The organism is Pseudomonas sp. DCB_AW (assembly GCF_026240895.1).
In the GTDB taxonomy this organism is placed as follows: Bacteria; Pseudomonadota; Gammaproteobacteria; order Pseudomonadales; family Pseudomonadaceae; genus Aquipseudomonas; species Aquipseudomonas kermanshahensis.
The window spans coordinates 64,255-85,796 of record NZ_JAPFCE010000016.1 but is presented as its reverse complement, the minus strand read 5'-3'; the positions used below and the strand labels follow the sequence as shown (position 1 = coordinate 85,796).

General features: G+C 57.2%; 18 protein-coding genes. All 18 read left to right on the top strand.

Annotated elements, in window-relative coordinates:
• Positions 1-21 precede the first annotated feature (21 nt).
• The 18 genes from OO306_RS12255 to OO306_RS12170 all read left to right on the top strand — a co-directional run bounded on the left by OO306_RS12255 (position 22) and on the right by OO306_RS12170 (position 21,416).
• A complete protein-coding gene (locus tag OO306_RS12255; RefSeq protein ID WP_265968867.1) occupies positions 22-2,262 on the top strand; it encodes a bifunctional prephenate dehydrogenase/3-phosphoshikimate 1-carboxyvinyltransferase in 2,241 nt (746 codons plus the stop codon).
• Positions 2,259-2,945 carry a (d)CMP kinase gene (gene cmk / locus OO306_RS12250; RefSeq protein WP_027595952.1) on the top strand — a complete coding sequence of 229 codons (687 nt, stop codon included), beginning with the start codon at positions 2,259-2,261 and terminating at the stop codon, positions 2,943-2,945. Before OO306_RS12255 ends, cmk begins: the two co-directional genes overlap by 4 nt.
• Before the next feature lie 123 nt (positions 2,946-3,068).
• The gene (gene rpsA / locus OO306_RS12245) at positions 3,069-4,745 is read left to right on the top strand and encodes a 30S ribosomal protein S1 (protein WP_003252673.1); all 1,677 of its coding nucleotides are present in this window, start codon (positions 3,069-3,071) and stop codon (positions 4,743-4,745) included.
• A gap of 336 nt (positions 4,746-5,081) precedes the next feature.
• Positions 5,082-5,378, top strand: a complete 297-nt coding sequence (gene ihfB, locus OO306_RS12240; RefSeq protein ID WP_003252675.1) for an integration host factor subunit beta — start codon at positions 5,082-5,084, stop codon at positions 5,376-5,378.
• Between the two features lie 18 nt (positions 5,379-5,396).
• Positions 5,397-5,660 carry a lipopolysaccharide assembly protein LapA domain-containing protein gene (locus tag OO306_RS12235; RefSeq protein ID WP_027595953.1) on the top strand — a complete coding sequence of 88 codons (264 nt, stop codon included), beginning with the start codon at positions 5,397-5,399 and terminating at the stop codon, positions 5,658-5,660.
• Positions 5,661-5,763: 103 nt separating this feature from the next.
• Complete coding sequence (locus OO306_RS12230; protein WP_265968864.1) at positions 5,764-7,203, top strand: MBL fold metallo-hydrolase RNA specificity domain-containing protein; 1,440 nt, start codon at positions 5,764-5,766, stop codon at positions 7,201-7,203.
• Between the two features lie 248 nt (positions 7,204-7,451).
• Positions 7,452-8,501, top strand: coding sequence for an LPS O-antigen chain length determinant protein WzzB (locus tag OO306_RS12225; RefSeq protein WP_238215159.1), 1,050 nt, complete (start codon positions 7,452-7,454; stop codon positions 8,499-8,501).
• Positions 8,502-8,617: 116 nt separating this feature from the next.
• On the top strand, positions 8,618-9,835 hold the full coding sequence (locus OO306_RS12220) for a glycosyltransferase family 2 protein (RefSeq protein WP_238215158.1): 1,218 nt from the start codon (positions 8,618-8,620) through the stop codon (positions 9,833-9,835).
• A gap of 13 nt (positions 9,836-9,848) precedes the next feature.
• A complete protein-coding gene (locus OO306_RS12215) occupies positions 9,849-11,333 on the top strand; it encodes an oligosaccharide flippase family protein (protein WP_265968863.1) in 1,485 nt (494 codons plus the stop codon).
• A gap of 38 nt (positions 11,334-11,371) precedes the next feature.
• Complete coding sequence (locus OO306_RS12210; protein WP_238215156.1) at positions 11,372-12,229, top strand: SDR family oxidoreductase; 858 nt, start codon at positions 11,372-11,374, stop codon at positions 12,227-12,229.
• A 19-nt stretch (positions 12,230-12,248) separates the two neighbouring features.
• On the top strand, positions 12,249-13,262 hold the full coding sequence (locus tag OO306_RS12205; protein ID WP_186682309.1) for a polysaccharide biosynthesis protein: 1,014 nt from the start codon (positions 12,249-12,251) through the stop codon (positions 13,260-13,262).
• A gap of 60 nt (positions 13,263-13,322) precedes the next feature.
• Complete coding sequence (locus OO306_RS12200) at positions 13,323-14,129, top strand: glycosyltransferase family 2 protein (protein ID WP_265968861.1); 807 nt, start codon at positions 13,323-13,325, stop codon at positions 14,127-14,129.
• The gene (locus OO306_RS12195; protein WP_265968859.1) at positions 14,126-15,178 is read left to right on the top strand and encodes an EpsG family protein; all 1,053 of its coding nucleotides are present in this window, start codon (positions 14,126-14,128) and stop codon (positions 15,176-15,178) included. Before OO306_RS12200 ends, OO306_RS12195 begins: the two co-directional genes overlap by 4 nt.
• Positions 15,179-15,214: 36 nt before the next feature.
• Positions 15,215-16,162 carry an NAD(P)-dependent oxidoreductase gene (locus tag OO306_RS12190; protein WP_265968857.1) on the top strand — a complete coding sequence of 316 codons (948 nt, stop codon included), beginning with the start codon at positions 15,215-15,217 and terminating at the stop codon, positions 16,160-16,162.
• An 81-nt stretch (positions 16,163-16,243) separates the two neighbouring features.
• Complete coding sequence (locus OO306_RS12185; protein ID WP_265968855.1) at positions 16,244-17,404, top strand: glycosyltransferase family 4 protein; 1,161 nt, start codon at positions 16,244-16,246, stop codon at positions 17,402-17,404.
• Positions 17,401-18,390, top strand: a complete 990-nt coding sequence (locus tag OO306_RS12180; protein WP_265968853.1) for an SDR family oxidoreductase — start codon at positions 17,401-17,403, stop codon at positions 18,388-18,390. Before OO306_RS12185 ends, OO306_RS12180 begins: the two co-directional genes overlap by 4 nt.
• Positions 18,387-19,400, top strand: coding sequence for a glycosyltransferase family 4 protein (locus OO306_RS12175; protein ID WP_186682321.1), 1,014 nt, complete (start codon positions 18,387-18,389; stop codon positions 19,398-19,400). Before OO306_RS12180 ends, OO306_RS12175 begins: the two co-directional genes overlap by 4 nt.
• 27 nt (positions 19,401-19,427) lie before the next feature.
• Positions 19,428-21,416: a nucleoside-diphosphate sugar epimerase/dehydratase gene (locus OO306_RS12170; RefSeq protein WP_238215143.1), complete on the top strand. Its 1,989-nt coding sequence runs from the start codon at positions 19,428-19,430 to the stop codon at positions 21,414-21,416.
• The last annotated feature ends 126 nt before the right edge of the window (positions 21,417-21,542 follow it).

Below are 21,542 nucleotides of genomic sequence, written 5' to 3'. Positions count from 1 at the left end.
TTCTGAACAGGGTTCGCACTCGTGGTAAATGCAGTAACAATCAAACCCGCACCGCTCATCGGTCGCCTCGTCGTCGTAGGCCTGGGCCTGATCGGCGGCTCCTTCGCCAAGGGCTTGCGCGAAAGCGGCCTGTGCCGCGAAGTGGTCGGCGTCGACCTGGATGCCCCCTCGCGCAAGCAGGCCGTGGCCCTGGGTGTGGTCGACCGCTGTGAAGAAGACCTCGCCGCCGCCTGTGTCGGTGCCGATGTCATCCAGCTGGCTGTGCCGATCCTGGCCATGGAAAAGCTGCTGGCACGCCTGGCACAGCTCGACCTGGGCGATGCCGTGATCACCGATGTCGGCAGCGCCAAGGGCAATGTGGTGCGCGCCGCCCGTGAAGTCCTGGGTGAGCGCCTGTCGCGCTTCGTCCCCGGCCACCCGATTGCCGGTTCCGAGCAGAGCGGGGTAGAGGCCTCCAACGCCGCCCTGTTCCGTCGCCACAAGGTCATCCTCACGCCGCTGCCGGACACCGACCCCGCCGCCCTGGCCACGGTAGACCGCCTGTGGCGCGCATTGGATGCCGATGTCGAGCACATGCCGGTCGAGCGCCATGACGAAGTCCTGGCCGCCACCAGCCATCTGCCGCACTTGCTGGCCTTCGGCCTGGTCGATTCGCTGGCCAAGCGCAATGAAAACCTCGAGATCTTCCGGTACGCTGCGGGAGGCTTCCGCGATTTCACGAGAATCGCCGGCAGCGACCCGACCATGTGGCACGACATCTTTCTCGCCAACCGCGAAGCCGTCCTGCGCACGCTTGATACATATCGCAGCGATCTCGACGCCTTGCGCGACGCGATCGATGCAGGGGACGGGCACCAGCTGCTGGGTGTATTCACCCGCGCACGCGTTGCCCGCGAGCATTTCAGTAAAATCCTGGCCCGCCGGGCCTATGTGGACGCTATGAACGCCAACGATCTGATTTTCCTGGCCCAACCGGGTGGCCGCCTGACCGGGCGAATCCGCGTACCGGGCGACAAGTCGATTTCTCACCGCTCGATCATGCTCGGCTCGCTGGCCGAAGGCACGACCGAGGTCGAAGGGTTCCTCGAAGGTGAGGATGCGCTGGCGACCTTGCAAGCCTTCCGTGACATGGGGGTGGTCATCGAAGGCCCGAACCAGGGTCGCGTAACCATCCATGGGGTCGGCCTGCACGGCCTCAAGCCGCCACCTGGGCCGATCTACGTGGGTAACTCCGGCACCTCGATGCGCCTGCTTTCTGGCCTGTTGGCCGGTCAGCCGTTCGACGTGACCATGACCGGTGATGCCTCGCTGTCCAAGCGCCCGATGAACCGTGTGGCCAACCCGCTGCGCGAAATGGGCGCAGTGGTCGAGACTGGCCCTGAAGGCCGTCCGCCACTGACCATCCGTGGTGGCAACAAGCTCAAGGCGCTGACCTACACGCTGCCGATGGCCAGTGCCCAGGTCAAATCGTGCCTGCTGCTCGCCGGTCTGTATGCCGAAGGCAAGACCACTGTCACCGAACCTGCACCGACCCGTGACCACACCGAGCGCATGCTGCGCGGCTTTGGTTACGCAGTCGAGTCCAATGGCCCGGTGGCTTCGCTGCAGTCTGGCGGCAAGCTGACGGCTACCCGCATCGAAGTGCCTGCCGATATTTCGTCGGCGGCGTTCTTCCTGGTGGCAGCCTCGATCGCTCAAGGCTCGGAGCTGGTGCTCGAGCATGTCGGCATCAACCCGACCCGTACTGGTGTGATCGACATCCTGCGCCTGATGGGCGGCGACATCACCCTGGAAAACCAGCGTGAAGTGGGTGGCGAGCCGGTGGCCGACCTGCGTGTGCGCGGTGCTCAACTCAAGGGTATCGACATCCCCGAAAACCTGGTGCCGCTGGCCATCGACGAGTTCCCGGTGCTGTTCGTTGCCGCGGCCTGTGCCGAAGGGCGCACCGTGCTGCGTGGCGCCGAAGAGCTGCGGGTCAAGGAATCCGACCGCATCCAGGTCATGGCCGATGGCCTGATCAGCCTGGGCGTGAAGTGCGAACCGACCCCGGACGGCATCATCATCGACGGCGGCCAGATCGGCGGCGGCGAAGTGCACGGCCACGGTGACCACCGTATCGCCATGGCCTTCAGCGTTGCCTCGCTGCGTGCCACTGCGCCGATTCGCATCCATGACTGCGCCAACGTCGCCACCTCGTTCCCTAACTTCCTGGCGCTGTGTGCCGAAGTCGGTATCCGCGTGGCTGAAGAGGGCAAGTCGTGAATTCGCAAGCAACAGTCATCACCATCGACGGGCCAAGCGGCTCGGGCAAGGGCACGGTCGCCGGTCTGCTGGCTCGCGAGCTGGGCTGGCGTCTGCTGGACTCCGGCGCGCTGTACCGTTTGCTGGCGTTCAATGCCAACAATCACGGCGTCGACCTGACCAACGAAGAGCTGCTCAAGCAGCTTGCCGCCCATCTGGATGTGCAGTTCATCGCGGCCGAGCCCGGTAAGCTGCAACAGATCATCCTCGAGGGTGAGGACGTCAGCAGTGTCATCCGCACCGAAACCGTCGGCGCAGGTGCCTCGATGGTAGCCTCGCTGCCTGCCGTGCGGGACGCGTTGCTGTTGCGTCAGCGTGCATTCCGCGAGGCTCCGGGCCTGATCGCCGATGGTCGCGACATGGGTACCGTGGTGTTCCCGGACGCGCCCTTGAAGATTTTCCTGACCGCCAGCGCGGAGGAACGGGCACGTCGTCGTTACCTGCAGTTGAAGGGCAAAGGCGAAGATGTTAGTCTGTCGAGTCTGCTGGATGAGATTCGTGCACGTGATGAGCGTGACACCCAACGTGCAGTGGCCCCGCTGAAACCAGCGGCCGATGCCATTCAGTTGGACTCTACCGAGTTGTCCATCGAGCAGGTGTTGCAACGTATCAGGAGTGAGATCGCGCTTCGCGACCTTCACTGATAGCCAGGAGAGCAGGCAGGTGCACCAGTCAACGTCCTGTCGGCTTTCCTTTAAATAACGAAACCCACATTGTCTGGAATGTGGCGATGGGCGTCTGTTTCGCCCGAATCTACAGGAATTAAAATGAGCGAAAGCTTTGCAGAACTCTTTGAAGAAAGCCTGAAAACCCTCAATCTTCAGCCGGGTGCGATCATCACCGGTATCGTTGTCGACATCGACGGCGACTGGGTTACCGTACACGCTGGCCTGAAGTCCGAGGGCGTCATCCCGCTCGAGCAGTTCTACAACGAAGCTGGCGAGCTGACCATCAAGGTCGGTGACGAAGTTCACGTTGCGCTGGACGCGGTCGAAGACGGCTTTGGCGAAACCAAACTGTCCCGTGAAAAAGCCAAGCGCGCCGAGTGCTGGATTGTTCTGGAAGCAGCTTTCGCCGCCGAAGAAGTGGTCAAGGGCGTTATCAACGGTAAGGTTAAGGGCGGCTTCACTGTCGACGTTAACGGCATCCGTGCGTTCCTGCCGGGCTCCCTGGTTGATGTCCGCCCAGTGCGCGACACCACCCACCTGGAAGGCAAAGAGCTGGAATTCAAGGTCATCAAGCTCGACCAGAAGCGCAACAACGTTGTCGTTTCCCGTCGCAGCGTGCTGGAAGCCGAGAACTCCGCCGAGCGCGAAGCCCTGCTGGAAACCCTGCAGGAAGGCCAGCAAGTCAAAGGTATCGTCAAGAACCTCACCGACTACGGCGCATTCGTGGACTTGGGCGGTATCGACGGCCTGCTGCACATCACCGACATGGCCTGGAAGCGCATCAAGCATCCTTCCGAAATCGTTAACGTTGGCGACGAAGTCGACGTTCGCGTTCTGAAGTTCGACCGTGAGCGCAACCGCGTTTCGCTGGGTCTGAAGCAGATGGGCGAAGATCCGTGGGTTGCTATCACTGCCCGCTACCCAGAAGGTACTCGCGTACAAGCTCGCGTTACCAACCTGACCGACTACGGCTGCTTCGCTGAGCTGGAAGAAGGCGTTGAAGGTCTGGTACACGTTTCCGAAATGGACTGGACCAACAAGAACATCCACCCGTCGAAAGTCGTTCAGGTTGGCGACGAAGTGGAAGTCATGGTTCTGGACATCGACGAAGAGCGTCGTCGTATCTCCCTGGGCATCAAGCAGTGCAAGTCCAACCCATGGGAAGACTTCTCCGGCCAGTTCAACAAGGGTGACAAGATCACCGGTACCATCAAGTCGATCACCGACTTCGGTATCTTCATTGGTCTGGACGGCGGCATCGACGGCCTGGTTCACCTGTCCGACATCTCCTGGAACGAAACCGGCGAAGAAGCCGTACGTCGTTTCAAGAAGGGCGACGAGCTGGAAACCGTCATCCTGTCGGTCGACCCAGAGCGCGAGCGCATCTCCCTGGGCATCAAGCAGCTGGAAGACGATCCGTTCTCCAACTTCGTTGCTGTCAATGACAAGGGCGCTATCGTCAAGGGCATCGTGAAAGAAGTTGACGCCAAAGGCGCCATCGTCACCCTGGCCGACGACATCGAAGCCACTCTGAAAGCTTCCGAAATCAGCCGTGACCGCGTTGAAGACGCGCGTAACGTTCTGAAGGAAGGCGAAGAGATCGAAGCCAAGATCATCAGCGTTGACCGTAAGTCCCGCGTTATCAGCCTGTCGATCAAATCGAAAGACGACGCTGAAGAGCGCGAAGCTATCCAGAGCCTGAAAAACGCTCCGGAAGCTGCTGCCGACACCACCATGGCTGCGCTGCTGCGCGAAGCAATGGCCAAACAGAACTAAGTTCTGTTGGATCGGTAAGAAAAAGGGCGACCCTCGGGTCGCCCTTTTTTTATCTGTGATTTTTGTGGTGGTGCCTAAATCGAGCGGCCCGAAACAAACGTAGGAGCGAGCGTTGCTCGCGATGCGCCACGCGGGCGGCGCTCGATCTACGCGTCACCCCAAAACTCACGACGTACCCCTTCAACCACGCGCATCCCAGCCAATCCGCGACAAATTTCTTTTCACTTCAATCTTGAATTTTTTTATTAAGTCAAGAACCGCCCTGTTCAAATCCCTCCCAGCGTGCTACAAACTGGTTAAGCAATGATCTAGCTGCTTGATAACGAAGGGAAAAATATGACGAAGTCGGAGCTGATCGAACGTATTGTCACCCATCAGGGGCTGCTCTCCTCGAAAGATGTGGAGTTGGCCATCAAGACCATGCTTGAGCAGATGTCGCAGTGCCTGGCGACGGGCGATCGCATCGAGATTCGCGGTTTTGGCAGCTTCTCGCTGCACTATCGCGCACCCCGCGTCGGTCGTAACCCCAAGACTGGCCAGTCGGTCAGCTTGGAAGGCAAGTTCGTGCCGCACTTCAAACCGGGCAAGGAATTGCGTGACCGGGTCAACGAAGAAGATGAGGCCGAGGCCTGATAAAAAAGGAGCAGTCTGATGCGTAACCTCAAGCGCGCCCTGGCGGCGTTGTTCGTGCTGCTGTTGGCGGCTGTGGTGCTGTTCTTCGTACTCGAGAACCAGCAGGCGGTCTCGCTGGTCCTGTTTGGTTGGTCTGCCCCTGAGGTGCCGGTTGCGGTACTGGTACTGGCCGCGCTGGTCATCGGGTTGGCTATCGGCCCACTGCTCGGCGCCTACGGCGTGCAGCGCAGCAAGCGCAAGATTCGCGCTTCTGCCCGCCAAGCGGCATTAAGCGGTAATTGAGGCGGTTTCCTACTTCTATTGAGGAAAGTCTCACCTATGCCCGCATCGGCTGTCATGAAGTAATAGCACACTTCATTTTCGGCCCAGGCGAGTGTGCAGCAGCATGGATTTCCCCGTTCTTTCTCATCACGGCGCCACCCGAGGCGTAACTGGCTCTTGCCACCAGCTTCACCTTGACCCCGCTACCAGCCTGCTGGTCGATTGCGGCCTGGAGCAAGGTGATGATGCATCGCCTGGCGCGGAACCCGCGTCCCTGGGTTTTGGTGCGAGCTTCGAGGTGAGCAGTGTTCAGGCGCTGATCGTCACGCACGTGCATCTCGACCACGTCGGCCGCATCCCCGCGCTGCTGGCGGCGGGGTACCGAGGCCCCATCCTGTGCAGCGAACCCTCTGCCAAGCTGCTTCCACTGGTGCTGGAGGATGCCTACAGGCTGAGCATCAGCCGTGAGCCGCAGCACGTGCAGCGCTATCTCGCGATGCTCGATGAACTGATCGTCCCGCTGCCTTTCGAGCAATGGCATGCTCTCATCGATCGTCCTGGTCTTGGCTGCCGCATTCGCTTGCAGCGCGCCGGGCACCTACTGGGTTCAGCCTATGTCGAGTGTGACGTGGAGCGCGGGGAGGCCAACACCCGCTACGTGTTCTCCGGCGACCTAGGGCCCTCCACTAATCCCTTGCTGCGGCCAGTGCAGCCGCCAGAGCGCGCTGACGTGCTGGTGCTCGAAAGCACCTATGGTGATCGCCTGCACCCCAGTACCGACGACCGTCGCGAAAAACTGGAAGCAGTCATCGATCGGGCATTGGCCGATAACGGCACGATCCTCATCCCAGCCTTCAGCCTGGGGCGTACCCAGGAATTGTTGTACGAGCTCGAAGACATCCTTCATCGCAAGGCCCTGCTGAGCGCGGGTCAAGCGCCGGGTGATAGTCCTCTTGATTGGTCGCAATTACCCATCATTCTTGATTCACCCTTGGCTCAACGCATCACCAGCGTTTACCGCGACCTGCATGAATACTGGAATGAAGAAGCCCGGGCGCGGTTGGCTGAGGGGCGTGACCCGCTGGGCTTTGGTCAGCTGATCAGTGTGGATACCCATGCCAGGCATCAGCAGGTGGTGAATTACCTCAAAAGCACCGGGCGCCCGGCGATTGTCATTGCAGGCAACGGCATGTGCTCGGGTGGGCGGATCGTCAACTACCTCAAGGCCATGCTTGGGGATCCGAGGCATGAGGTGCTGTTCGTCGGGTATCAAGCCAAGGGCACGCCGGGGGCAGTGATTCAGGCCAGTGAGGGGGCGGAAGGGTTTGTGCAGATTGATCTGGATGGAGAGGCTTATGAGATTCGGGCGAAGGTGATGACGTTGAGTGGGTATTCGGGGCATGCGGATCAGCATGGCCTGCTCGAATTTGCCGTGAACGGCGCCAAGCCGCCAGCCAAAGTGGTTTTGGTGCATGGGGAGCCAGCCGCAAAGGCGGCCTTGAGCCGAGCACTGCTCAGTCGCGCACCGGGAGCCAAGCATGAAGTGGAGGTGAGTATTCCCTGAAAGCAGCAAGATGATCTGCGTGTTATCCGCTGTGCCAAGAAACTGATAGATTGTGCTTTCCTCGGTCGAATTAGAGCGAATGCTGTACTCTGATTCATAGTGGGGCAGGCTCGAATGCGGGCGGCTGGGTGACACATCGCCGCTGAGCTATGTCTTGATCCACCGATTTGGGTGGGTTGCTGAAAGTGGCTTTCCCTGGTTTGCCAGGGAATCGTGCAGATCGTCGGATTCAAGGATAACTAAAAGAAATGCGCAATGATCGTGAGCGCCTCGGTGAAGCGCGTGAGTATGATATTTTCGATTTGACCGAGGGGCTTTGGCGGCAACGCTTGCTGGTGCTGGTGGTCACTGTATTGGTTGCGGCGCTGGCAGTTGTCTACGCAATGCTGGCGACGCCGGTGTATGAGGCCAAGGTTCTTCTGCAGCCGCCACTGAGCAGTGATATCAGTCAGTTGAATGTCGGACGGGTGGGGGGGGATGATTTGCTCGCTCCCATTCGTGAGCGGGAGGTTGGCCAGATCTACCGGCGCAATCTGCAGTCAGATTCGTTGCGGCAAGCGTTTTTCGAGCAAGTTTACCTACCCAGTCTTGGTGAGGGCCTTGGTGCAGGTTCGGCTGGTCTTTACGCCAAATTCTATGGGCAGCTACAGGTGCTCAATGCTAATGAGGAGGAGGGCCGTTCTTCTGTTTCTGCACGTGCCGAGGATCCCCATCAGGCGGCTGATTGGGTTGTGAAGTATGCGGAGATGGCGGGTGAGCGAACCAAAAGTGAACTGATAAAAAAGGTCACTGCCGAGTTCAAGGTAGAAGCCGACAACCTACAGCGAGCTATCGATGCCGCGCGAGCCAATGCCTCGCGTGAGCGTGAGGACCGGATTATCCAGTTGACGGAGGCGTTGCACACTGCGCGCTCCATCGGTCTTGAAAAACCGCCGATCATTACCACCGGGTTGTCAGCGGAAGTCTCTGCGGGGATGAATGGCTCGCTGATGTACATGCGCGGAAGCAAAGCGCTGGAGTCGGAAATCAAGAATTTGCAGGCGCGCGTGTCTGATGACCCGTTCGTGAGTAACTTGCGTGAGCGAGAACAAAAGGTGTCGTTCTATCGTTCGGTAACGCTGACGCCTGATCAGTTTGAAGTGTATCGGCAGGATGGCGTAGTGGAGCCACCCGAAGCTCCAGTCAAGCCTCGCAAGGCTTTGATTGTGGGGCTCGGCGTGTTGGTTGGCTTGTTCATCGGCACATTCATCGCGCTCATTCGTGAGGCGTGGCGGTTCAGGCAAGCGCGCCAGAATTAGTGGTCAGCAGAGGTGCTGGTGGTGTGCGGCAATGAATAAACTGTCGAACACTGCTGGCCTGTGAAGCGTCGGCTAACAGTGCCGAAAACTCAAAAGACATAAGGCAGTGGTTGAGGATGAGTGAGCAATATCTAGTTTCCATTGTAGTGCCAACTCATAACCGTTCGAAGTACGCGATTCCCTGTGTGAAGAGCTTGCTCGAAATAAAGTCCGAGCGGCTTCAGGTCGTGGTGCACGATACCAGTAACGATGATTGCCAGTTGGCTGCCTGGGCGGCTGATCAGGCGGACTCGAGATTGGTTTACGTCCATTGGAAAAGCCGTCTTTCCATGACCGAGAACCATGAGCGAGCCATGCAGTTGGCAGAGGGCGAGTACGTCTGCCTGATTGGTGATGATGATACTGTTTCGCAACGGATTCTCGAGGCGGCCGAATACGCAAAGGCTGAAAACGTCGACATGCTGACGCCGCGGGTTAAAGCCTTCTATTACTGGCCAGACTTTCGCACCAAGTTTTACGGTGCTGCGCATGCCGGGCGCATTTACCTGGAAACGTTTGGGCGGGGTGCTGAGACGCTGCAGGCTAGCAAGCAATTAGACAAAGCACTTCATGAGGCATGCCAGGGTACCGATGCGCTGCCGAAGCTTTACCATGGCCTGGTAAGGCGTAGCTTGCTGGACGAACTGCGTCGCCGCAGTGGAAAGATTTTCTTCGGGACTAGCCCCGACATGTCAGCGTCCGTTTCGCTTGCGATGATCGGCAAGACTTATTGCTTGCTCGATTTCCCCTTCACCATGCCAGGCGGTGGGGGTGGAAGTAACAGCGGGCGTAGCGCCATGGGCAAGCACAAGGGCAACTTGAAAGATGACCCTCATATGAAGCCCTTCACGGACTTGCAGTGGCCTGCTGAGTTGCCCATGTTCTTCAGTGTTGAAACTGTTTGGGCTCACGCTGCCTGGGCAACGCTGGAGGGTATGAAAGACGAGAAGCGGCAGTCGCAGTTCAACTTGGCGCGCCTTTATGCCTTGTGCCTTTTTTATCACCGAGACTACGCAAAAGAAATTTTTGCAGCGCGTCGGGCGGCTCAGGCTGGTGGCAATGGCCAGGTGGGCATGGTCCGGCTGGTTTCTGAGTTTGTATCCGTGCTGACAAAATATACCTTCTCCCGCCTGAAAAGGGTGATGAAGCCTAATGCCAGTAACGGGCGCGAAGTGGTTGGCGTGGTAGAAGATGTGTACCTCGCACGGCAGGCCCTGGACAGTAAGCTGGAAGCAAGGTTGGCGGGGGCGGGCATCTGCACTTCATCGACGAGAACGCGCAGCGTGACAGAGTGATTGGTGGGAGGCAATGAAGATAGCTAATCTCTCGTCACTGCTGCTGGCCAGTTTTTCCGGAAAGCTCATCTATGCGTTGGCAAGTGTCATTTCATTGCCGCTGGCCGCTTATGTGCTCGGCGCAGAAGCGGTAGGCCTGGTAGGGTTTTTTACTACACTGCTGATGGTGCTGATGGTGCTGGAGGGCGGGCTGACCAGTAACGTCATCCAGCGTTTGGCCAGGATCAGAGGCGTTGCGAGCGCTGACCGTTCAATGCGCTCTGTCAGGGCGCTGGTGAATACCTACCTGTTGGTCTTTTCTGCAGTGGGCTTGATTGCGGCGTCCGCGATATCGCTGGCGTCGCCGGCACTCGTGAGCCATTGGCTGAAGCTCACTGATATCAGCCAGGATCAAGCACTGTACGCCCTTTACTGCATGGCAATATTCATTGGTCTTAATTTGCCAGTGATGTTGCTGCAGGGCGTATTTGTGGGCAACGAACTGCAATACCCGCTGAACAAAGTGTATATCGTCTACTCGTTGATGCGTACCCTTGGCGTATTAGGGTTGGTTCATAGCGTTCCCGCATTCGGTGGTGTGACGGGTTATTTTACACTCCAGGTTTTCATCCAGCTGATGTATGTCGCGACATTGATGTATGTGCTGTATCGTCGTGACTTGCTGGGGGCGGGTAGGGTTCACAAAAAGTACGTTCTTAGTGGCTTGGCATTTAGTCGAGGGGTTTTTCTGATCTCCTTGACTTCGGTGATAACCGTGCAGTATGACAAGTTGTTCATGAGCGGTGCGCTCGGCTTGCAAGACTATGCGTACTACAGCCTTGCCAGTACGATTGCAGGTTTTCCTTATATTTTTTCGACGGCTTTTAATACGGTGTTGTTCCCGCGGTTCTCGCGGGACCTGCGTGTTGGTGAACTGGCGCGTATCGAAAAAGTATTTCGAGCTGCACTGGTACTGTTTGCGCTGATCATGACCATTATGTGCAGTGCGGTATTCTGGTATGCCGGCGCTGCCTTGCACATGATGTTCGAGCCGTTTTTGGCAGAGGGTATCGACACGGTAGTGCCTTGGCTGCTGGTGGGCACAGCACTGCAGTCCTTGTTGATCGTTCCTTTCTCGTTGCAGATGGCTGCGGGGTGGACGTCGCTTGCGTTCCGCTTGAACCTGGTTGCGGTGCCGATTATCTTGTTCGGCCTGCCAGTGCTGGTGGCAAGCTTTGGGGCTGTTGGCGGTGCTTACAATTGGCTGCTTTACAACGCCTTTTCGTTTGGCTGTACGGTATATTTTACGTGTCGCCGATTTCCTTGGTTGCTGCCTGCTTATCGCGCGTGTCTATACGCTGCGTTGGTGACTGCCGTGATGGCGAATGGCTTATTCTTCCTTTGTTTCCAATGGTTGTCTGGCGCGGTGGCGGGCGTGGTGGGTGCATGCCTGGCTTCGGCGTTGCTGGCTGCATTGGGGGCATTTATCTTTCGCAAGCAGTTGGCTGGACTCAGGTGACATGAGCGTATAGTCTGTCTTGATTACGGAGAATTATAATGAAGATAGTTGTGCTGGGTGCTTCCGGAATGCTGGGTAATGCGGTGTTCAGGTACTTGGTGTCTGATCAGCGCTACACAGTATGGGGCACGGTACGTAGTTCCGCGTCGCTCAAGTATTTTTCTGCCAGTGAACGTGAACGTTTGGTGGTAGGGCTTGATGTGCTTAGCCAAGACGACCTGCTTGAATTCTTTATGCAGTATCGGCCGGATGTCGTTATCAATTGCACCGGGCTGATAAAGCAACTTTCAACTGCAAATGACCCGCTCGCGGTATTGCCGATCAATGCGCTGCTGCCTCACCGTCTGCAGAAGCTCGCGCAACTGATTGGTGCGCGGCTGGTTCATATTAGTACCGATTGTGTTTATGCCGGCACCCAGGGGCAGTACGTAGAGGCTGATGTTTCTGATGCTGAAGACCTGTACGGCAAGTCGAAGTACATCGGTGAAGTACATGATTCAGCGAACGCGATCACGTTGCGAACCTCGATCATTGGTCACGAGCTGTCAGGGAGCAAGTCACTGGTGGACTGGTTCCTTTCTCAGTCCGGCAGTGTCAAGGGTTACCAGAAGGCAATATTTTCAGGCCTGCCAACGGTTGAAATGGCGCGGGTCATTGCGGACTACGTGCTGCCCAATGCAGCGCTGAATGGCCTCTACCATGTGTCGGCGGAGGCGATTGATAAATACTCATTGTTGAAGTTGGTCGCTGAGAAATACGGTAAGACGATCGATATCGTGGCGGATGACGCGGTTGCTATTGATCGCTCCCTTGACTCGAGCCGGTTTCGTCAGGCGACAGGTTACCTGCCTCCGAGCTGGGCTGATCTGATCGTTAAGATGCGCGACTTTAAATAAGATATTTCAGGGTTTGGAAATGTTTAAAAATAAAGTATTGATGATTACGGGTGGTACTGGGTCGTTCGGCAATACAGTGCTTAAGCGGTTTCTCGATACCGATGTGAAAGAAATTCGAATCTTCAGTCGGGACGAGAAAAAGCAGGAAGACATGCGCATTGCCTTGGGTAATGACAAGGTCAAGTTCTACATTGGCGATGTGCGTGATTATTCCAGCCTGTTGCAAGCGATGGTCGGCGTGGATTACATCTTCCATGCTGCAGCGCTCAAGCAGGTGCCGTCTTGCGAGTTCTTCCCCATGGAGGCGGTGAAGACCAACGTGATGGGTACTGAGAATGTGCTCAACGCGGCAGTCGAGTGCAAGGTCAAGCGCGTGGTGGTATTGAGCACCGACAAAGCGGTGTACCCGATCAACGCGATGGGTATCTCCAAGGCGTTGGCGGAAAAACTGGTCATTGCCAAGTCCCGTATGATTCCTGCGAGTTCACAAACTGTCATTTGTGCTACCCGCTATGGCAACGTGATGGCGTCCAGGGGCTCGGTCATTCCCTTGTTTGTCAACCAGCTGAAAAGTGGCCAGCCGCTTACTATTACCGACCCCAACATGACGCGTTTCCTCATGTCGCTTGAGGACTCCGTCGATTTGGTGCTGCACGCATTCGAGCATTCCCAGCAAGGGGATATTTTTGTGCAGAAGGCGCCTGCTTCAACGGTGGGTGACCTGGCGACCGCCTTGCAACAACTGTTCAAGCTTAAGAATGAGATCAAGGTCATCGGCACGCGGCATGGCGAGAAGCTCTACGAGTCGCTGATATCGCGTGAAGAAATGGCCAAGGCTGAAGACATGGGCCGTTATTATCGGGTGCCTGCTGATAACCGAGATCTCAACTACGAAAAATATTCCTCCAATGGCGAGGAAGAAGTTTCCCATCTCGATGACTACACCTCACACAATACCGTGTTGTTGTCGATCGAAGAGATCAAGGAGACCTTGCTCAAGCTGGACTATATACAGCAAGAGCTGAAAGCCTGATCAACGTCGTGTGCCCGGTTGTTGGTGCTTTATTATTTGTCGGTGTGTTGGAGAAGTCGTTTGGCCGAGCTCAGTGCTGTCGTCAGTGTCAGTGTTGTTATCCCTTGTTATCGCTGCAAGGGTTCGATAGCGCGCGCGGTTGAGTCTGTGTTTGCTCAAACACTGAGGCCTGCTGAGGTTATCCTGGTTGACGACTGCAGCCCAGATGACACGCTTGAACAGCTGCACGCCGAAGCGAAGAGGTACCCGCCGGGCTGGGTAAAGGTCATTGCGCTGAAGAAAAATGGCGGCCCAGGCAATGCGCGGAATGCTGGCTGGGCAGAAGCCACTGGGAAGTACGTGGCGTTTCTTGATTCTGATGACAGCTGGCATATCAAGAAAACCGAGCTGCAATACCAGTGGCTTGAGCAGCATCCCGAGGTCGACTTGCTTGGCCAGCACTTTGCGGCAGGTCAGCGCAGCGAGCCGTCGATTGACGATGTACGTTTCATCCCCGTGACGGGGCGTCAGCTGCTGCTGTCCAATCGCTTTTCCACCTCTTCTGTCATGATTCGGCAAGACGTGAAGTATAGATTCAAGCAGGGCATGCGTTACTGCGAAGATTACCAGTTGTGGTGTGATATCTGTTTCGGCGGTGGGGCATGCTTTAACGTGGATTACCCACTCGTCAACACCTTCAAGCCCGTGTACGGCGACTCAGGCCTGAGTGGTCAACTCTGGCGCATGGAGAGAGGCGAGTTGGCGGTGCACCTGTCGCTGCTCAAGCGCAGGTACATAGGCCTTCCTGCGTGCTTGCTCGCCGTTTCATGGTCACTCGGGAAGTTTGTTCGTCGCGTCATCAACTCATCGGTTCGAAGGACTCTATGATTTACATCGTCGGCTGGGGGATCATGCTGCTCGGGCTTATGGTTTCGGAGGTGGTCAGAAACCGAAGCCGTATCCCTGCTGCGGTGGTGATCGCTTTCGTGGCGATATTGGCTATTTTCCGAGGTGCGGTTGGTACGGACACAAACACCTACGAATTCTTGCTGGAGTCCGTGGACCCTGCGGCGTTCAGCGGAGGTGTAGAGCCTCTGTTCATGGTGTCCGGCTGGCTTTTCAAGACGGTCACGGGTTCTGCAGTAGGGGCGGTCAGGCTGTTTGCGCTTGTGTTATTTGGCGTGCTTTTCTATTTTCTGTTGCACTCGAATAGAAATGAACGCTTCTTCCTGTTGTCGTTTTTCCTGCCGTCATTTATCTATCAGTACAGCATGAATACCTTGCGCTTAGGCTTGGCCAGCGCCGTACTTCTGTTGGTGTTTCAGTACATTCGTCGGTACCGTTATTCACAACGCGCAGCGTTATCGATAGTTGCCTTGGCGTTTCATTACTCGTCCCTTTTCAATCTGGGTTTTTTGTTGGCACTGCGTATGCGCTGGACACGCTGGGCCAGCATGCTGGGGTTCGCCGTTTTCGTCGTCTGTGCGTTGTTGGTCGTGCTCTTGAATAACGACTACTTCTTGATGAAGCTGAACGCTTATCAGCAGGTCGCGTCGCCCGGGAGGTTTTCTGGGTTGAGCAAGGTCGTGCTGATTGCGGTGATGCTGTTGGCGGTAATCGCCTCACGTATGCCGCGACCGGACAAGTTTAAATTGTTGGTTCTGGCGGTCCTGTTGACGGCGGCTTCGTTTGGCTTGGCGACCGTAAGCTACGCGGGTTTGCGCTTCCTTGATTTGCTGTCGTTTTCACTGCCATTGGCGGTCATGGTTATTTATAACGACAACGAGCTTGATTTCGACTGGGCGATAAAGTTGGGGCTTTCGCTGGTTGGGCTTATCTCGGTAGTGGCCAGTTACAGGAACTATTTGCAAGAGTCGGGGCAGGGGCCTAGCCCATTCCTGCCTTATCATTTTTTGGACTTGCTTGGTGGTGTCTAGGCTGCGGGCGCACAGGTGGAAAACGGGGGGGCGTAATTGAAGATTTTAGTGTTGGGCGCAAACGGCTTTATTGGGTCGCGGTTGGTACGTCTTCTTAAGGAGCAGGCGCTCTCGATTCGTGTTCTGACCCGCAAGCCAGCGCTTTTTGATGCCACGCAGCTAGAGGTATTCGCCGGGGACCTGACTGACCCGCAGTTGAATGTGGATGACGTGCTCAGCGGCTGCGATGTCGTCATCAACTGCGCGGGCGAGATCAGAAATGAACAACTGATGCCTGCGCTGCATGTTGACGCGGTCGAGCGTTTACTCAGTGCCGTGGGCCGTGCACGCAGCCGCACAGGACGCTTGCGCTGGGTGCAGTTGAGTAGCGTCGGGGCATATGGCCCGGCGGCTGGCCGTGAACGTATCGTCACCGAGCAGACGCCAGCCAACCCGCAGGGGACCTATGAAGTCACCAAGACCCAGGCTGATGAATTGATCATGTCTCACCCTGCGCTGCAGGGCGATTTCGCTGATTGGGCTATTCTTCGGCCCTCCAACGTTTTTGCAGACGATATGCCGAACGCTTCGATCCGGCAGCTGGGTGCGATGATTCGCAAGAAATTGTTTTTTTACGTCGGCTATAAAGAGGCGATTGCCACGTACATTCATGCCGACGATGTTGCTGCGGCCCTCGTGCGCTGCGCAGTAGATCCGCGTGCCTCACGGCAACTCTACAACCTGTCGAATGATTGCCCGTTCAGCGAGGTGGTCAACGCCCTGGCCGCTGCCCAGGGGGTGTCATCGCCGCGTTTGAGGGTGCCGGAGGGGGTGGTGAGGCTTGCCGTGTGGGTGGCTGGGAAAGTCACCCGCTTGCCTCTGACACAGGGGCGAGTTGATGCCTTGGTCAATAAAACCGCTTACCCGATAGGCAAAATACGCGACGAACTGAATTTTGTGCCGCGTTACAGCGTCCCAGCGCATATCAGCGAAGTGTTGAAATAAAATAGCGGTGCGCCAGTGGCCAGCCCAGAGGGCCCAGCAGGCGATAGAAAATAATGAACATGCATATTGGAACCTCAAGCGATGTCGATCAAAGGCCTAAGGGTGGCGCGAATCTCAACGGTTCCGTTTTTTGTAGTGACCCAGCTCAGTGCGCAACTGCAAGCCCTGGGTGAGGCGGGCGCGCAAGTGCACGTGATAGCCAGCAACGACGAGCTGGTAGGGGCGCTTCAAGCCCGTGAGGACATACGTTTCATTCCGGTCGAGATCGCTCGTGAAATCAGCCCTTTCAAAGACTTGGTCAGCCTGATTCGGCTGGTCGTCTTGTTCCGCAAACAGCGTTATGACATCGTGCATTCCACCACGCCCAAAGCTGGGTTGCTTACGGCAATAGCCGCGAAGATTGCCGGGGTCAAGGTGCGCCTGCACACCTTTACCGGGCAGCCTTGGGTGACCATGAGTGGGGCCAAGAAGAAGCTGCTCAAGCTCTGCGATATGCTCATCGCCAGGCTCAATTCACATACCTTCACCGACAGCGTCAGCCAGCGCGACTTCCTGGTAAGGGAAGGGGTTGTCGCTGCTTCGAGAATTTCAGTGATCGGTTCCGGGTCACTCGCCGGCGTTGATATTCGTCGTTTTGACGCCGCACGGTTTTCGACGTCTGCCAACGACGCAATGCGTCAACAGTTGGGTATTCCAGCGGACGCTAAAGTCTTGCTGTTCGTTGGCAGGGTGACGCCTGAGAAAGGCGTCGGTGAATTGATGCAGGCTTTTTTGAAGCTGCAAGCGCACTACCCTGAGCTTTATCTGGTGCTGGTTGGGCCCTATGAAGCGGACGGCCGCGCCGTGGTCGAGTCGCATTTGACGCCTGCATGTGTTGAGCGGGTGAAAGTGCTGGGCTTGCAAGCTGCGCCTGAGCAATACATGGCGATCGCCGATCTGTTGTGCTTGCCGAGTTATCGAGAAGGTTTTGGCACCGTGGTGATAGAGGCGGCGGCGATGGGCGTGCCGACGGTAGGCACCGCCATCTACGGTTTGACCGATGCCATTGTGGACGGTGAGACAGGGTTACTGGTCCCTGTGCAGAATGCCGACGCCTTGGCCGAGGCGATTCGATCGCTTTTGGCTGAGCCTGAGCGTCTGAAGGAAATGGCCATGCACGCCAGGGAGCGGGCTATAAGGGATTTTGATTCAGCACGGTGCTCAGCCTTGTTGATTGAAAAGTACGAAGGATTCAGCTCATGAGTGGCAGTCAGCCGTTATCTTCTTCTCAGCGCGTCCTCGTTACGGGCGCTAGCGGTTTTGTTGGGCGTGCGCTGGTGACGCGATTGCTGGCAAGCAATGACTTTGAGGTCGTCGCGCAGTTTCGCTCCAGCGCCTCTGCGCAGAAGAGCCAGGGAAATACCGTTGTTACCCCAGCTATCAACAGTGAGACCGACTGGTCGTCGGCGTTGGCTGGGGTGAATGCGGTCGTGCATTGCGCGGCGCGCGTTCATGTCATGAACGAAACTACCGCAGATCCGCTGGCTGCATTCCGCGAGGTCAACGTGGAAGGCACGTTGAAGCTGGCGCGTGAGGCCGCTCGCTCAGGCGTTCGACGCTTCATTTATCTCAGCTCGATCAAGGTCAACGGCGAGGGTACGGACGGAAAAGCCTTCACTGCCGAAGACGACTGCGGCCCAACCGACCCCTACGGCCTGTCGAAATGGGAGGCTGAAAAAGGGCTCATGGAGCTGGCTCAACGCTCGGCGATGGACGTCGTCATCGTCCGGCCACCGCTGATTTATGGGCCGGGTGTAAAGGCCAACTTCCTGAAGATGATCCAGTGGGTCGATCGGGGCGTGCCGCTTCCGTTGGCCTTGGTTGATAACTGCAGGAGTTTGGTCGGCCTGGAAAACCTGACCAACTTCCTGATCCATTGCATCGACCATCCGGGTGCAGCGAACCAGGTGTTCCTGATTTCAGATGGCGAGGATCTTTCTACCCCCGCGTTGTTGCGCAACGTTGCGCAGGCACTTGGGAAACCCTCTCGTCTGCTGCCGTTCCCCGTCACGTTACTCCGCGGCTTCGCTGAACTGCTGGGTAAGCGGGCCGTTGTGGACCGGCTGTGCGGCTCGTTGAGAGTCGACATTGAAAAAAACAGCCGCGTGCTGGGCTGGACGCCTCGATCATCGGTTGCCGAAGAGTTGAAGCGCACTGTTAAAGCTTACCGTGAGCAGGAACCTAGATGAGCCTTTGGTTACTTTTACCCCTGACTGTGATTGTGTCGCTTGTATTGACTGCAGCACTGCGTCGTTACGCACTGGCGACGAGCATGATCGATGTGCCCAATGCCCGTAGTTCGCACACGATACCCACGCCCCGCGGCGGCGGTGTGGCGATCGTAGTCAGTTTTCTCATTGCGCTGGCATGGCTGGGCTATGTGGATGCGATCGACTGGGCTGTTGCTGTGGGCCTGTTCGGTGCCGGCCTGATTGCCGCCCTTGTCGGGTTTCTGGATGACCACGGGCACGTCCCTGCCGGATGGCGGTTGCTCGGGCATTTTGCGGCCGCTGCCTGGGGCCTTTTCTGGCTCAACGGTGCGCCACCGCTCGAGTTTTTCGGCGTGGTTGTTGATTTAGGGGTGATAGGCCACTTGCTGGCGGCCGTTTACCTTGTGTGGTTGTTGAACCTTTACAACTTCATGGATGGGATCGACGGGCTGGCGAGTGTGCAGGCGGTTACCGCATGCCTGGGGGGAGGCCTGCTTTGTTTGCTGGGGGGGCACGTATCGCAACTGTGGCTGTCAGGGTTGATGCTGATGGCAGTGGCGGGCTTTCTGGTCTGGAACTTCCCGCCTGCGAAGATTTTCATGGGGGATGCCGGTAGTGGCTTCCTGGGGATCATGCTGGGCCTGTTCGCGCTCCAGGCAGCGTGGATTTCGCCTGCGTTTTTCTGGAGCTGGATGATACTGCTAGGGGTATTCATCGTTGATGCCACGTGGACGTTGATCCGCCGGCTGTTGCGCGGTGACAAAGTCCATGAAGCCCATCGCAGCCATGCTTACCAGTATGCTTCAAGGCATTATGGGAGCCACCGTACCGTGACCCTCGCTGTGCTGCTGATCAATATAGGGTGGCTGTTGCCCATCGCGTTGTTGGTGGGCTCCGCCCACCTCGACGGTATAGCCGGTCTTGTGCTGGCCTATATTCCCTTGGTGTGTTTGGCGTTAAGGTTCAATGCCGGATTGAAAGAGGCCTGACTAGCTATGGTTCAAGGATACGATAAGATGCGCAGCTGGCTTTTACAGCTAACGCGGCGCCAGAAGCGGCTGCTGCAGCTCTCTACTGACGTAGTGATGATCTGGCTCGCCTTGTGGCTTGCCTTTGTCGTTCGTCTTGGCATCGACGACCTGGCCAATCCGATCGTCGACCACATGTGGCTGTTCCTGTGTGCACCGGTAGTGTCGATCCCGCTTTTCATTCGCTTCGGGCTGTATCGCGCGGTGATGCGTTATTTTGGTAACGACGCACTGATCGCGATCATCAAGGCGGTCACGCTGTCTGCGCTGATCCTCGGCTTCATCATCTATTGGTCCAGCAACCATCAGAACGTAGTGCCGCGTTCCATCACCTTCAACTACTGGTGGTTGAGCCTGATCATGGTCGGTGGCCTGCGGCTCGCCATGCGCCAGTACTTCCTGGGTGACTGGTTTGCTGCCGCCGTCCAGCACGTACCGTTCGCTCAACGAGACGATGGCTTGCCACGGGTGGCAATCTACGGGGCCGGCGCCGCCGGTAACCAATTGGCAACGGCGCTGCGCATGGACAAAGCCATGCGGCCGGTGGCATTCATCGACGATGACCCGAGCATTACCGACCGTGTGATCGCTGGTTTGCAAGTGTATCGCCCAGAGCAACTGCAGCAGTTGATCGACGATACCGGCGCCCAGGAAATCCTGCTGGCACTGCCGTCATCGACCCGCACCCGCCGTCGGGAGATCCTTAACTTCCTCGAAGACTTCCCGCTGCATGTGCGCAGTGTGCCCAGCTTCATCGACTTGGCGAGCGGTAAGGTCAAGGTGGATGATATTCAGGAAGTGGACATTGCCGACCTGTTGGGCCGTGACCCGGTGCCCGCGCAAAGCGACCTGCTTGAGCGTTGCATTGCTGAGCAAACCGTGTTGGTCACCGGTGCCGGTGGCTCGATCGGCTCCGAGCTGTGCAGGCAAATTCTTTCCCAGTCCCCGAAAACGCTGCTGCTGTTCGATCACAGCGAATTCAACCTCTACAGCATTCTTTCTGAACTGGAACAGCGCATTGCCCGTGAGTCGCTGTCTGTTTGCCTGCTGCCGATCCTGGGTTCGGTACGTAACCAGGCGCAGATGCTCGACATCATGAAAACCTGGCGGGTCGATACGGTTTACCATGCTGCGGCCTACAAGCATGTACCGATGGTCGAGCACAATATCAGCGAAGGCCTGCTGAACAACGTCATTGGTACCTTGCACACCGCGCAAGCAGCATTGCAGGCAGGGGTCGCCAACTTTGTGCTGATTTCGACCGACAAGGCGGTACGCCCGACCAACGTGATGGGCAGTACCAAGCGCCTTGCCGAGATGACCCTGCAGGCCCTGAGCCGCGAGTTGGCGCCCGTACTGTTTGGCGATGGGAGCAATGTTTCGCAGGTCAACAAAACCCGCTTCACCATGGTCCGTTTCGGCAACGTGCTGGGCTCATCGGGCTCGGTAATCCCGCTGTTCCATAAGCAGATCAAGGCCGGCGGCCCGCTGACCGTTACCCATCCGAAAATCACCCGCTACTTCATGACCATTCCCGAAGCCGCGCAGTTGGTGATCCAGGCGGGCTCGATGGGCAAGGGCGGGGATGTGTTCGTGCTCGACATGGGCGAGCCGGTGCGGATTGTCGAGTTGGCCGAGAAGATGATCCACCTGTCCGGTTTCAGCGTCCGCTCCGAACGCAACCCCATGGGTGACATCGCTATCGAGTTCACCGGGTTGCGGCCGGGCGAGAAGCTTTACGAAGAGCTGTTGATCGGTGACAACGTGATAGCGACCCGCCATCCAATGATCATGAGTGCCAGTGAAGATTTCCTGACCTGGGAAGAACTCAAGGACGCGCTGAGCCAGTTGCTGGGCGCAGCAGCTGCAGATGATTTTGTTCGCGTGCGTCAGTTGCTGCGTGAGACCGTTATCGGCTATGCCCCGGAAGGGGAGATCGTCGACTGGATTTATCAGCAGCGGCGCTTGGATCGGTAAGCATCCTCTGTGACACAAGGCCGCTCCTTATAGCAGCGGCCTGTTCTACACGATAAGCAGTGCCAGCCATGAGGGCCGCAATGGCCCTCATTAGAGCGGGGCAGCACAACCGCCCAGCGTTTATGT